Consider the following 12,117-nt stretch of genomic DNA (forward strand, 5'->3'; position numbering starts at 1 on the left):
GGGGGGGGCTCCCCGCAGCCCTCGCGACCACCACCGCCGCGACCGGGTTCCCGGCCTTGGAGCCGTGTTCCTCGGCGCTCTGACCACCATCACTACCGCTGTCGACCTTGCGGCGGGGAAATTCGCGTTGATCGGCAGCGGGGCGGGAGCGTTTCGGTCGCCCGACAAGGCAGGCGCGTCGGAAGGGGCCGACTCGCGGTCGGCCCCAGGCAGCGAGACTAGTCGAACGACAGGTAGACCAACTCGAATCCCCGCTGACGAATTCCGGTGATGCCGATGTCGTCGCTGCCGTCGTCGAGTGCAGGATCGTGGAACCGCAGGTGGGACGGAAGCCCGCGTTTGGTGGTGGGAAAGGTCGCGTACCACTGAGGTTCGCCAACGGGCCCGTCCAGGTGAACCCGTCAGCGGGGAACCCGACCCAGGCCATGATCAGTCCGCCGCTGAGGCGTTGGCAGTGCGGGCACGAGCAGGTTTCCCTGTCAAGTTCACCTGTTCAAAGGTCGAACCGGGTACAGGGGTTCCCTGGTGGTAGTACATCCTCCAGCTTGTGTCGGCAAAACCCTTGCGCCACAACGAAGATCGAAGTACTCGCCGCCCATCGTGGTTGGTCTGATAGGTCAGATGTACCAAACCTGGTGCCAGTAGAACACCGCGAACATCGGAGACCTCGATCCGCTGGTCGTCCGCCGAGCCCGACATCGTGGGCAACTCCGCGAGCATTTGGTGCCGATCCCATCGCCGACCAGATGCGCCAACCTCCACGAACTCTGGATGCAGCAACACTTCGGCAAGTTCGCGTGATCGTCGAACGGCCGGGTCGAGTAGCCGCATCTCCGCAGCGACAGCTTCCCGTACTTGTTCGCCGGCATCGCGTGCGGTTGGCGGAATTTGCGGTTCGTTCATCGGCTTCGCCTCTTTAAATGTTCGTCATTTGGTCGGCTATGTGCTTGTGTCCAAGCCGACCGGGGTCGGGGCATCGTGAAGCCTGTTCGTGATGAATCGCGCGATGGCGTCCAGGCCTGGTCGGTATCCGTTGGTGGTGTCGACGGTCATTTCCGCCACGTCCATCTTTACTGGTACGAAGGAGTCGGCAGTGCGGGTTCCGGCGGCGATCTCGGCGATAAGGTCGGCGTCGTTGTGGGCGCGGCGGTGAGGGTCGTACTCGGCGCGGTGGGTGATGCGGTCGTGCAGGACGTGTTGTGGCGCGGTGCAGTGGATGATGCGGATTTCGGCGAACTTGCTCAGCCTGAGCAAGTTCGGGCGCCAGAGTCGGTCCTGGAAGGCCGCTTCGGCGACAACGCTGACCTCGGCGCGGGCGAGCACGGTGAGGGTGTCGAAGAAGGCATGCAGGACCGGGATGTTGAGGTCTTCAAAGTCGGCGTCGCGGGGCCCGGCGGCCAAGACCATGCCCTGCTTGATCTCGTCGCGGATGATCGCCGGGACACCGATCAGATTGGCCAGCGCGTGGGCTAGCGTGGACTTCCCCGCCCCCGACGGTCCCGAAACGATGACGAGCACGGGTGCGGCATGTGGAGGGGCCATGGGGCATTTTCGCATGTCAGGCATCGTCGGCCCCCGTCGGGGCTGACTGCGAGGGCTGCCCAAAACTGCTGGTAGGCCAGGACTTTGGCGCGCGCAGCATCTTGGTTGCATCCCGTCGTATTTCGCTGCTTCCGGCTGTGTATGTGGAACCGGATGCTGGTCTGCCGTGCGATGCTGCCTGCTACGGTCGAGGCTATGCCTTGTGCTCGGCAGCAATCGCACGGCGAGACCAAGTCTCCCCTTGGCTTAGCTCACCGCGCCTTTTGAGAAGGTTTCCGAGAGAGTGCATGGCTTTGGCATTGCCGACGTCCGCAGCGCTGCGGTACCACGTTTCAGCTTCGTCCCACTCGCCCAGCAATTCAAGCGCAACACCGAGGCTGGTCATTGCGCCGATATCCTCTAACGCAGCAGCACGGCGGTACCAGGATTCAGCTTCGCCTATGTCCCCTCGCCTCTTGGGAACGTCGCCAAGATGGCGCATCGCGTTGGCATCGCCGGTATCTGCTGCGCGGCGGTACCAAGACTCCGCTTTGCCGAACTCGCCAACATCCTTGAATAGATTGCCGCGCTTGACCATTGTGTAGGCCGTGCCTGATTCAGCGGCTGGGGGTGAGAACTCCTCGGCTGAATTGCGTGGGACGGCTACCCCATGCGCGAAGGTCGTGGCGGTGACGGCGCGGAGCAGGTTTCGGCCAACTCACCACATGATGAGTAACGCTCTGAGGGGTCTTTGGCTAACGCAGTGCCGATGACCGAATCTATGTAGGGAGGCAGTTCAGGTCGCAGGCTGCCCAAAGTCAGTGAGAATCGCCCGCTCCCCCTCAGGGTAGATCTAGACCCTGCGGCTCGGCATTGATCGACACGTTGAGATCACCGCCGATGACGGGACGCATCGACAACCACAAGTGCTCGTCGTCGGGATCGTTACGGTCATAAACGGAAACGATATTGGGATGATCCAGGCCTGCGACCAGGGTGGCTTCACGGTCGAACGCAATGCGAACCTTCGGATCCGCTGCGTATCCCGGATACAATACCTTTAGCGCGACACTACGTTCCAGGCGTGGATGCTTTGCCAGATATACGGCGCCATAGCCACCGGCGCCGAGCACTCCAGTGAGCCGATACCCACCCACTACCGCGCCCGGTTGCAACCTCATCGTTCCCCAGCTTGACATGGTCGGCTGTGCCGAACCGATCACGGGTTGCGCTGGTCGGACATCGACTTGAACGCCAAGACACTCACCATCTCGAACAATCGTGTGATGGCCGGGACGGGTGTGGTGGTGGACAACGAGCCGAAGACGCGATCGTCTCGACGCACTCTGCCGTTGACCGATCAGCTGGCTATCGAGTTGAAAGCCGCGAAGGCGCGCACCACCGCCGAACGCTTGGCACTCGGGAAGGTGTGGGAGGGGTCGGGCTATGTCGTCGTTGACGAACTCGGACGTGCTGTGTCCCCGGACAAACTCACTCGCGCTTGGAATCGCGCAGTCACCAAGGCGGGGGTGTCGCGAATCCGACTGCATGACGCTCGTCATACATGCGGAACCCTGATGCACCTCAATCGCGTGCCGTTGGCGGTGATCAGTGCTTGGCTCGGGCATACCGACGCGGCATTCACCCTGAAGACTTACGCACACTCGCAACGCGCGGCGCTGGATGATGCGGCAGCGACCTACGGCGCGCTTGTGACAGATCGTGACAACGAGGCAGGCTGAACAGCAAAAAAGCCAGGCAGGAAACATGCTCCTACCTGGCCTTATGCCTGTCGGGCTGACAGGATTTGAACCTGCGACCACCTGACCCCCAGTCAGGTGCGCTACCAAGCTGCGCCACAGCCCGTTCCTTGCCCCCGTCGCCGGGTGCTCGGAAAGATTACCGCAACAGTCCGTGTGAGTACTAATCGGCTGGTAGATGGCCGTTTCGGGATGCGGTCGAGACTGGTTCGGGGGGTGTGTCGGTGGGGTTGGTGATGAGGGTGGGGATTTTGGGGAGGGCGTGGGGGTGGTGGTCGGAGAGCCAGGTGAGGAGTTCTTCGCGGACGGCGCAGCGCAGGGTCCAGGCGTCGTCGGCGTCGGCGGCGGACATGGCGGCGCGGACGACGATGTTGGTTGGGGTGCTGTCGGTGACGAGCAGGCTCCAGGTGCGGCCGTCCCAGTCGGGGCGTTGGCGCAGGTAGGTGTGTAGGTGTTCGCGGAGGGCGGGGATGGGGGTGGAGTGGTCGAGGTGGAGGGCGACGGTGCCGGTGACTTCGGAGCCGCCGCGTGACCAGTTCTCGTAGGGCTTGCTGTTGAAGTAGGAGACCGGCATGGTCAGGCGGCGGCCGTCCCAGATGCGGACGGTGAGGAAGGCGAGGGTGATGTCCTCGACCACACCCCATTCGCCTTCGACGACCACCGTGTCGCCGATCTTGACCGAGTCGCCGAAGGCGATCTGCAACCCGGCCATCAGATTGCTCAGGGTGGATTGGGCGGCCACGCCCGCGATGATGCCGATGACGCCCGCAGAGGCCAGCATCGAGGTGCCGAGGGTGCGCAGGCTGGGGAACAGCAGCAGGATGACGACCGCCGCGGTGGTGACGACGAGCACCGAGGTGATGATGCGGCGCACCAGTCCGAGCTGGGTGCGCAGCTGTCGCACCCGCGAAACCTCGGTTGTGCGTTGGGCATAGCGGCGCAGCAGGTGCTCGGCGACGGCGTCGGTGGCGCGAATCACCAACCACGCTGCCGCGATCAGCGCGGCGGTGGCGAGGAAATTCTGGACCACCGTGTCGCGGCGTGGATCCACGTCGGCCAGGGGGTAGAGGGCACGCAAAAGCAGTGTGCCGAGCAGTAATTGGAGGGGCACCCGTACCCGGCGTACCGAATTCAGGTGGACACCGGGACGGCGGCGGGCGCTGTAGCGCAGCAGCCGGTCGATCGCCAGGCCGGCGGCCACGGTGATCGCGATCGTGCCGAACACCACGAGCATCGGCCGCAACAGGTCTTCCACGAGATCGAACTCCTCTCGTTCTCGACTCGCCTCAGCCGGTCGCTTACCCGGGACTCGCGGCCTCAGACATGACGTTCTGATGGCAGCGGATCACCGCCGGGCCAGTTCGCCCAGTAGGGCAATGGTGCGGCGGTGGTCGTGCTGGCCGGTGAGGTCGGTCGCGGTGAGGACGACTTCGGTGGCGCCCGCGTCGAAGTAGCGGCGGATGCCCGCGGCGACGGTTTCCTCGTCACCGATCAGTGCGAGATCTGCCGCCCTGGCGACTCCTTCGAGGTCGAGGACGCGGCGATAGGACGGGATCTGCTCGTAGAAGGCCAAGTGCCGCAACGCTGCAGAACGGGCTGTCTCGACATCAGCGGTGACGACGGCAGGCACGAAGGCGACGACACGCGGGGGAGTGGTTGCCGCCCTGGTGATTTCGGGAACGATGTGTTCGCTCAGTGTCCTGGGTCCGGCAAGGTAGGGCAGGGTGCCGTCGGTGAGTTCGCCGGTGACTCGCAGCGCCTGCGGGCCCATGGCGGCCACCAGCACCGGAAGCCGCTCGGCGCCGGGAACCGAGGTAGGTAGCGCCGGGGTGGTGGTGAACAGTTCACCGTGGATGTCGGCGGTGCCGGTGTCGAGAAGCTGCCGCAACGCGGTGAGGAACTCGCGCAACCGGGCGATGGGCCGATCGAACGGCTGACCGAAGGCACTCGCCGACAAGGTGGAGCCGACCGCGAGACCGAGATGGTAGCGGCCGTGGGTGGCGGCCTGGGCGGTCTGTGCCTGCGACGAGATCAGCAGCGGATGCCGCCCCGTCACCGGAATAGCGGACGTACCGACCTGCAAGGCGGGTATCTCACGCCCGACGATCGCGGCGAGGGTGGGAGAGTCGTAGTCCATCCGCTGCCCGAACCACACTGCTGGCACACCCTGTTCGGCGACATAGCGGGCCTGCTCGACGATGTCGTCGACGTAATTGGTGGCGTTTTCGACGGCGAGCGCGATTCCGAGAGTCATGCCCGGTCCAACCGGGCCCTCAGGCGGCTTTGTTCCGAAATACCGCTATCCGATCACCATGATCGAAAGGGCCGCCGGGCTCAGAAAGCCGCCACCAGGCACACCGCGAGAGTCACACCGAGCACACCCGCGCCCAGCAGGCAGAACAACCATTCCGAGCCGCCGCTGTAGCCCTCGATGACCATCTTCGCCGGGCGATCCGGATCGTAATGGACGAGAACCGGCGTGCCGGGCCGGAAATTCACAATCCACGACTTACCCATGACGGCGCGTTCCTCCACGGTGCGCCCATCGGCCGTCACCCACCGGACCACCGGGTGATACAGGGTGCCGTTCTGTCCCGAACTCGTCGCCAATCGGACTACTGTGCCAACCGCTTTCGCGCCGGAGCGCTTCAATTTTCGAGTACGGCGAATCAAGACCAGGCCGATGACGAAGAAGACCGACCCCACGCAACCCGGGATCAGCGCGAACAACCATTCCGTCGACACAGGTTTCCCTCCCCACGATATTCACGCGCATTCTCTCGTCGCTCGGTCACCCACAACCGCCCCCGCCACCACCGCAGCCGCCACCACCGCCACCACCGCAGCTCGTTCCGCCCCGCCCGCCGGAACCGCCCGACCCGCCGGTTCCGCCCGGTCTTCCCGACATTCGCGCCGCGCGCCAGAGACGCTCGCGCCGGGACAGCGAAGGCGAAATCCGACCGATCTCTCGAAGCGTCCACAGGTATTCGCGAAGCTCGTGAATCGCGATCACCGCCGCGAGGGCGAGCAGTGGAACGCCCGCCATCGGCGCCGACCCGACCGTGGACGCGCCGATGATCGCCAGCAACAGCGCCGGGACGAAGTGCATGATGTTTCTCCCTCAGCCGCCGGTCCGGCACCGATCAGCCGACGCCCACAGATCGCAACAGATCCGGCAGCGCCCAGGACATCGCCGACGACCAGGCCGGCCAGTCATGTCCGGCCCCTGCGTCATAGCGTTCCCTGACGTCCACGCCGGATGTGTTCTCCAGTTTGGCGACAAAGCGCGAGTTCTGCTCGTAGACAGCGGATTCCACAAGCCCGTTCTTGCCATAGCTGACGAACAGGGGGATACCGGTCAGCTTGCCTGCCTGGGTGTAGGGGTTGTTCTGCTCCCAGATGTGGCGCTGGGCCGTGTAGTCACCCCAGACGCGTTTCCAGTCCGCGGCGCATCCCTGACCCGGCTTGTCCGGTTCGCCAGGAGCGCCCGAGTCGTGCAGCGGGTCGACGTTGCCGCTGAAACTGGCCGCCGAACGGAACCAACCCTGGTACTCCGCAGCGAACTTCATCGCGCCGAGACCGCCCATCGAGTTGCCCGCGATGGCGCGGGTGGTGTTCGCGCGGTAGGTCGATTCCAGTAGGGTCCGCACGTCGCCCATCAGGTACTTCTCCCAGGCGGGCGCGCCGTAGGAACCGTAGTTCCACCAGTCGGAATACGCACTGCACCAACTGGTTTCGGGGAGCACGTAGATGGCGTCGGTGTTCGCGGTGAGTGCCTCGAGATTGCCCTTGTCGGTCCAGGACTTGTGATCGTCGAACCCGCCGTGCAGAACCCAGATCGTGGGCCAGGTGCGGGCGGCGTCCTTCGACCAGCCGGGTGGCAGCAGCAACCGCACCACCTTCACCGCCCAGTCGGGGCCCTCGAGGTTCGGCGAGGAGATCCCGATGTCGAGGATGCGGTCACTGACCCGCGCTTCCCACCGCACCGTGGCCGCAGCCTGTGCGGGAGCAGGGATGAACGAGGGTGTCAGGGCGACAAGAACGGTGACAAGGGTCAGGATCACGAGCCGGAGTCTGGACAACGGGGGTTCCTCTCGATCGCCGAACCGGTGATCGAGAGCGATCACGGGTGCTCGGACAGGTGCCCACGCTCGCTGTCCGCCCGGTGAGGCTCCGCGCCGCGACAGTGCACCTTTATCGAAGAACGATCCCGTTCGTAGGAAAGCCCGGCCAGACCCCAGAAATGGGGGCACCCGCGTTCGCTACGGTCCTCAGCCGGCGCGTGAGCCCCGATCCGGGGAGATATCGCTCGACGCCGTTCCTCGATGCGCGCGGATGAGCAGGGCCGCCCGTAGGTAACACAATCCGGTGACGTCGTTGAGGTCGAATCCGGTCATCTGGCTGATCCGCTTGAGCCGGTAGTCGACGGTATTGGTGTGGATGAACATCTTCCGGGCCGTGCGTGAGCGCTGCATATTGGTGGACATGTAGACCTCGAGGGTCTGCATGAGCTCCGGATGCGCTTCGAGGGAATCGACGACCGAACTCAGGTAGTCGCGGGCGGGCCCCGGTCGGGTGAGCTGGTATTCGAAGGCCAGTTCGTGCGGGCGGTAGACCTTGCTCGGGCCGCCGAGACGGTGCACGATTTCGACGAGTTCGTGGACTTGTTCCGCGGCGCGCGGGATCTCGCTCGGCGCGGCCGACATCACCACGGCGCGCACCGGTACCTGGGCGGCGGTGGACAGGTGCACGATCAGCTCGTCGAGTTCGGGCTCGGTGAACTCGGTGGCGGGCAGCAGCAGGGTGCCGCCGTCGACGCTGAGCAGCGACAGCACCTTGCCGTCGCAGCGGTTGGCGAGTTCGGCCTGCACGCGCCGCAACTTGCGCCGCGCAACGACTTTCGCGTTCAGGCCGGGTTCGGATTCCTCCGGGTGTGGCGGCAGCTCCAGGGCCATCACGTGGTATTCGGCGGCGACCTCGATGCCGCATTCGCGGGCCATCGTCGAGGTGTTCTGGCCGCCGAGCAGCGCGGAGGTGAGGGTGTGCACGGCGGTGTGGTGCTCGCTGACCACGGCGCGAAGCTCGCGCACGTAGGCCGCGGAGACAGCGGAGGTGATCATGTCCTGGGCGTCCATCAGGCGCCGGGCCACGCCGACCACGGTGTCGTAGTCGTGATTGGTGACATTGGTGATCACCAGGTCGAAGCCGAGTTTGAAGCCTTCGTGGACGGCGTGGTGGATGGTGTCGATCGGGATGCCCTCGCGCGCCCAGTCGGCGGCGGCGGCCTGCACGCGCTCCACCCGGCCGGGGAGGTCGCGACCGTCGAGCATGCTTCGGGTGAGCTCGAGACAGACCCTGGTGACGGTGGTGACGTCGCCGTCGAGCGCTTCGCCCGGCAGCGTCGCGCAGGGGACGACGTTTTCGATGAAATGCACCACCATCTGGCGCGAGATTGTGCGCACGTCTTTCAACGGGGTTGACACCGGGCGGCCCGAAGCGGTCAAGAACGGTTCGATGGAAGTTGTGACAGCCATGATGAATCCTTCCCACCCAGATCGCTGGGCAAGTGACCAAACTACCGCGTAGGCCATTGTCACGTCCGGGCTTCGCTTGTGACAAAGGTCAAGAGAATAGAGGAATGATTAGGGTTACGACGAGTACCGGATACACGCCGGTGTGGGCGGCCCCGACGCCCGCCCACACCAGCTCACCGCACCGATCTAGCCGGTCAGAGGCACAGGCTCAGCTCGAGCGGGCCCAGCGGGAGGGGCGCGCACACCTCGACCGACCCGGCGACGGGTGCGGCCGCGGCCGCGGTGCCGGTGCTGAGCGCGGCAGCCGAGAGGGCAAGGGCGGCAACGGCAATCGGGCGGGCAATTCTGGAGTTCATACGTACTTCCTCGCGTTCGGTGAACATCCCATGCTCGGGACATCTCGATCAGATCACGACGGCAATCCCGAATTCGTGTGCCTGCGGCGGCTTTTGACGTTTCCATTTGGTTCGCCGCGCCATTCTCGGAGAAATCCACAACAATTCGATGCGTTCGTCATATCGCCTTGTGCCGCGCGATCAGGTATGGAACGGAGGTTCGGCGCGGACCACAACGGGGTTGTCGGAACCACGGGGGATCGCCACCGATCACTGTGACCTGTCCACATACCGCACACAGGCGTCGTGTGCGCGCGCGATTGGGCCTAGGTTCGCCCGGAGTACTACAGGTGGTTGGAAGGTGGCAGCGAGCGTGGCGACTACGCAGGCGAAGCTCGACGAGTTGGTCAAGATCCTGGCGATCGCCGCGGAACCCGCGGGTGCGGCCGGCGTCGCGAAGCGGGCGAAGAAGGGCGTGCCGAGCGTGCGGGAGCGGCTGAACATGCTGCTCGATCCCGGGACGTTCATCGAGGTGGGCGCCTTGGCGCGCCAGCCCGACCAGCCCGACGCGCTCTACGGCGACGGCCTGGTCACCGGGCGGGGCCTGATCGACGGGCGGCCGGTGGTGGTGATCGCGCACGACCAGACGGTGTACGGCGGATCGGTGGGTGTGGTGTCGGCGCGCAAGTTCATGCGGGCGCTGAAGCTGGCGTTCGATTCCGGCTGCCCCGTGGTGACGATCAACGACTCCGGCGGTGCGCGGATTCAGGACGCGGTGGGGTCGATCGCGTCGTTCGGTGACATCTCCCGGGTACTGGAGAAGCTGTCGGGGTATGTGCCGCAGGTGTCGATCATTCTCGGCAAGTGCGCGGCGGGGTCGGTGTACGGGCCGATCAATACCGATGTGCTGATCGGGACCGAGGATTCGTACATGTTCGTCACCGGGCCGGAGGTGATCAAAGCCGTCAACGGTGAGGACATCAGCGCCGAAGACCTCGGTGGGGCCGCGGTGCAGGCCGAGCGCGGCACGCTGCATCACGTGGCGAAGACCGAGGCGGATGCCTACGCCTGGGCGCGGGCCTACCTCAGCTACATGCCGTCGAGTTGTCTCGAGCAGCCACCGATTGTGAACCCTGGTCTGGAGCCGGAGATCACGGGCTCGGACCGCGAGCTCGACACCATCATTCCCGACTCCGATCGCACCGGCTACGACATGCACGAGATCCTGCTGCGGATCTTCGACGACGGCGAATTCCATGAGATCCGTGCGGCTTTCGCCCCCAACCTGATCACCGGCTTCGCCCGGGTGGACGGGTATCCGGTCGGCGTGATCGCCAATCAGCCGCTCGTGCTGGGTGGTTCGATCGACGCGGCGTGCTCGGACAAGTCGACCTACTTCATCCGGCTCTGCGATGCGTTCAACATCCCGCTGGTGTTCGTCGTCGACACACCCGGTGTGCTGCCGGGGCTCGATCAGGAAGCGGCGGGCGTGATCATCCGTGGTGGGCGGGTGCCGAGGGCGATCATCGAGGCCACCGTGCCGATCATCAATCTCGTGGTGCGCAAGTCCTACGGCGGTGCCTACGGGATGATGGCGGCGCGTCAGGTGGGCGCCGACGTGAGTTTCGCGTGGCCGACGGCGCGGATCGCGGTGATCGGCGCCGAGAGCGCGGTCGACCTGATCGGTAAGCGGCAGCTGGCGGCGGTCCCCGAGGAACATCGGGCCGCCGCACGGGAATTCATGATCAACCAGTACAACGAGACGGTCGCCACGCCCTGGATCGCGGCCGAACGCGGCTATATCGATGCCGTCATCGAACCGGCGCGTACCCGGCTCGAGATCCGCCACGCACTCCGCCTGTTGCGCGACAAACCCCCGGTGGCACGGGAGTTCAACCCACGCAAGCACTCGGTGTATCCGATGTGAGTGCCGCGGTGCCCGGACCTCATACGACCGATCCGGGCACCGCTCGGCGTGCGCTTACAGCGCGGAGGGTGCCCCGTCGGTGGCGGCGACGGCCGCTTCGAGGGTGCTGTACACGGCGAGGAGCTTGTCCAGGCCGGTGAGTTCGATGGGGCGGGCGACCTCACGGGACGCGACCACCCGCAGCTGGCCCGGTGCCGCTTTCGACACGACGAGCAGTGCGCTGAGTCCGGCCGACCCGAGGAAACCCACCTGGGTCATGTCGACGACGAGCGTGTTTCCACCCTGCTGTGCCTTTTCCAGCGCGGCCTGCAACTGGGGCGCCGATGCCATGTCGACTTCGCCGCGAACGGTGAGGATTTCGAATCCGTCTTCGGCGCGTACCTGCACATCGAGGTCGGGGATTCCGTTCTGGTCGCGATTCGCCACTTTCCACCTCTTGCCTCGGTGCCGCCGGGTCGGCGAACACATCTTACTCAACTTACCCGATGAAATAGGACCTTACAGAAGAGGTCTCACGTCTCCGCGCTACCCTCGCGGGACGTATGCATCACACTTGCGCCCTGCTTAGCAGTGGATCGGATGGGGTAAATGCCAGAAGCGAGACCGACAGCACACCGCTCGGTGCCGAGGCGCCCGTCTGGTCAGGAGAACACCCTGAAACCTTTCTATCTGGAATTTTCTGCGACGGCTGATCGTTTGGTCGAGGTCCGTCGTGCGCTGCGTACCTGGCTGAGCGACATTCCGGTGCGGCAAACACTGGTCGACGATGTGATCCTGGCCGCGGGTGAGGCGTGTACCAATGCTGTGGAGCACGGTCATCGCGGTGATGGTGGACCGGTCGAAATCGGCGCATCGGTCACCGACGGTCACATTCGCGTGGTCGTCAGCGACCACGGCAGCTGGCAGCCGAGTGCCTCGGTCGCCGACGAATCGCGCGGCCGGGGGCTGACCATCATGCGCGCGGTGAGCAGCGAATTCGACGTCGAGACAACCGAATTCGGCACCATCGTCACCATGCTCATCGCCTGCTCGTGAAGCCG

15 protein-coding genes and 1 tRNA gene are annotated in these 12,117 nt (G+C 65.0%); 3 read left to right on the forward strand and 13 right to left on the reverse strand.

Going from position 1 to position 12,117, the window contains the following annotated elements:
- Positions 1-429 precede the first annotated feature (429 nt).
- The 4 genes from HYG95_RS07495 to HYG95_RS07510 form a co-directional block, all read right to left on the reverse strand.
- Complete coding sequence (locus HYG95_RS07495) at positions 430-903, reverse strand: DUF4440 domain-containing protein (protein WP_181697277.1); 474 nt, start codon at positions 901-903, stop codon at positions 430-432.
- 36 nt (positions 904-939) lie between these two features.
- Positions 940-1,542, reverse strand: coding sequence for an AAA family ATPase (locus HYG95_RS07500; protein WP_181697278.1), 603 nt, complete (start codon positions 1,540-1,542; stop codon positions 940-942).
- A 193-nt stretch (positions 1,543-1,735) separates the two neighbouring features.
- Positions 1,736-2,119, reverse strand: coding sequence for a tetratricopeptide repeat protein (locus HYG95_RS07505; protein ID WP_181697279.1), 384 nt, complete (start codon positions 2,117-2,119; stop codon positions 1,736-1,738).
- Positions 2,120-2,363: 244 nt separating this feature from the next.
- Positions 2,364-2,702 (reverse strand): protein kinase, encoded by a 339-nt coding sequence (locus tag HYG95_RS07510; protein WP_181697280.1) that lies wholly within the window; start codon positions 2,700-2,702, stop codon positions 2,364-2,366.
- 45 nt (positions 2,703-2,747) lie between these two features.
- On the opposite strand from HYG95_RS07510, the gene HYG95_RS07515 reads away from it, so the two are divergent.
- Positions 2,748-3,263, forward strand: a complete 516-nt coding sequence (locus HYG95_RS07515) for a site-specific integrase (RefSeq protein WP_255495061.1) — start codon at positions 2,748-2,750, stop codon at positions 3,261-3,263.
- A gap of 50 nt (positions 3,264-3,313) precedes the next feature.
- Here HYG95_RS07515 and HYG95_RS07520 read toward each other — a convergent pair.
- From HYG95_RS07520 to HYG95_RS07555, 8 genes are all read right to left on the reverse strand, one after another.
- Positions 3,314-3,387 (reverse strand) — tRNA-Pro (locus tag HYG95_RS07520).
- 57 nt (positions 3,388-3,444) lie between these two features.
- Complete coding sequence (locus HYG95_RS07525; protein WP_181697282.1) at positions 3,445-4,536, reverse strand: mechanosensitive ion channel domain-containing protein; 1,092 nt, start codon at positions 4,534-4,536, stop codon at positions 3,445-3,447.
- A 90-nt stretch (positions 4,537-4,626) separates the two neighbouring features.
- Complete coding sequence (locus HYG95_RS07530; protein WP_181697283.1) at positions 4,627-5,535, reverse strand: TIGR03564 family F420-dependent LLM class oxidoreductase; 909 nt, start codon at positions 5,533-5,535, stop codon at positions 4,627-4,629.
- 80 nt (positions 5,536-5,615) lie between these two features.
- Entirely contained in the window at positions 5,616-6,026 is a 411-nt protein-coding gene (locus tag HYG95_RS07535; RefSeq protein WP_181697284.1) for a DUF3592 domain-containing protein, read from the reverse strand.
- Positions 6,027-6,072: 46 nt separating this feature from the next.
- Complete coding sequence (locus HYG95_RS07540) at positions 6,073-6,390, reverse strand: hypothetical protein (protein ID WP_181697285.1); 318 nt, start codon at positions 6,388-6,390, stop codon at positions 6,073-6,075.
- 34 nt (positions 6,391-6,424) lie between these two features.
- On the reverse strand, positions 6,425-7,363 hold the full coding sequence (locus HYG95_RS07545) for an alpha/beta hydrolase family protein (RefSeq protein WP_255495062.1): 939 nt from the start codon (positions 7,361-7,363) through the stop codon (positions 6,425-6,427).
- A gap of 189 nt (positions 7,364-7,552) precedes the next feature.
- Entirely contained in the window at positions 7,553-8,815 is a 1,263-nt protein-coding gene (locus HYG95_RS07550; protein WP_181697286.1) for a CdaR family transcriptional regulator, read from the reverse strand.
- A gap of 194 nt (positions 8,816-9,009) precedes the next feature.
- A complete protein-coding gene (locus tag HYG95_RS07555; RefSeq protein WP_181697287.1) occupies positions 9,010-9,171 on the reverse strand; it encodes a hypothetical protein in 162 nt (53 codons plus the stop codon).
- 352 nt (positions 9,172-9,523) lie between these two features.
- On the opposite strand from HYG95_RS07555, the gene HYG95_RS07560 reads away from it, so the two are divergent.
- Complete coding sequence (locus HYG95_RS07560) at positions 9,524-11,077, forward strand: acyl-CoA carboxylase subunit beta (protein ID WP_181697288.1); 1,554 nt, start codon at positions 9,524-9,526, stop codon at positions 11,075-11,077.
- A gap of 54 nt (positions 11,078-11,131) precedes the next feature.
- Here the strand turns inward: HYG95_RS07560 and HYG95_RS07565 are convergent, their stop codons facing one another.
- The gene (locus HYG95_RS07565; protein WP_067488991.1) at positions 11,132-11,503 is read right to left on the reverse strand and encodes an STAS domain-containing protein; all 372 of its coding nucleotides are present in this window, start codon (positions 11,501-11,503) and stop codon (positions 11,132-11,134) included.
- Between the two features lie 195 nt (positions 11,504-11,698).
- Between HYG95_RS07565 and HYG95_RS07570 the strand changes: the two genes are divergently transcribed.
- Positions 11,699-12,112, forward strand: a complete 414-nt coding sequence (locus HYG95_RS07570; RefSeq protein ID WP_370465726.1) for an ATP-binding protein — start codon at positions 11,699-11,701, stop codon at positions 12,110-12,112.
- Positions 12,113-12,117 lie beyond the last annotated feature (5 nt).

The sequence above is a fragment of the Nocardia sp. GTS18 genome, assembly GCF_013839555.1.
GTDB classification, from domain to species: domain Bacteria; phylum Actinomycetota; class Actinomycetes; order Mycobacteriales; family Mycobacteriaceae; genus Nocardia; species Nocardia rosealba.

Excerpts from the sequence above, each read along its gene's own strand:
- HYG95_RS07495 (WP_181697277.1), bottom strand. The coding sequence starts at position 903 with ATGAACGAACCGCAAATTCCGCCAACCGCACGCGATGCCGGCGAACAA.
- HYG95_RS07500 (WP_181697278.1), bottom strand. The coding sequence starts at position 1,542 with ATGGCCCCTCCACATGCCGCACCCGTGCTCGTCATCGTTTCGGGACCG.
- HYG95_RS07505 (WP_181697279.1), bottom strand. The coding sequence starts at position 2,119 with ATGGTCAAGCGCGGCAATCTATTCAAGGATGTTGGCGAGTTCGGCAAA.
- HYG95_RS07510 (WP_181697280.1), bottom strand. The coding sequence starts at position 2,702 with ATGAGGTTGCAACCGGGCGCGGTAGTGGGTGGGTATCGGCTCACTGGA.
- HYG95_RS07530 (WP_181697283.1), bottom strand. The coding sequence starts at position 5,535 with ATGACTCTCGGAATCGCGCTCGCCGTCGAAAACGCCACCAATTACGTC.
- HYG95_RS07540 (WP_181697285.1), bottom strand. The coding sequence starts at position 6,390 with ATGCACTTCGTCCCGGCGCTGTTGCTGGCGATCATCGGCGCGTCCACG.
- HYG95_RS07550 (WP_181697286.1), bottom strand. The coding sequence starts at position 8,815 with ATGGCTGTCACAACTTCCATCGAACCGTTCTTGACCGCTTCGGGCCGC.
- HYG95_RS07555 (WP_181697287.1), bottom strand. The coding sequence starts at position 9,171 with ATGAACTCCAGAATTGCCCGCCCGATTGCCGTTGCCGCCCTTGCCCTC.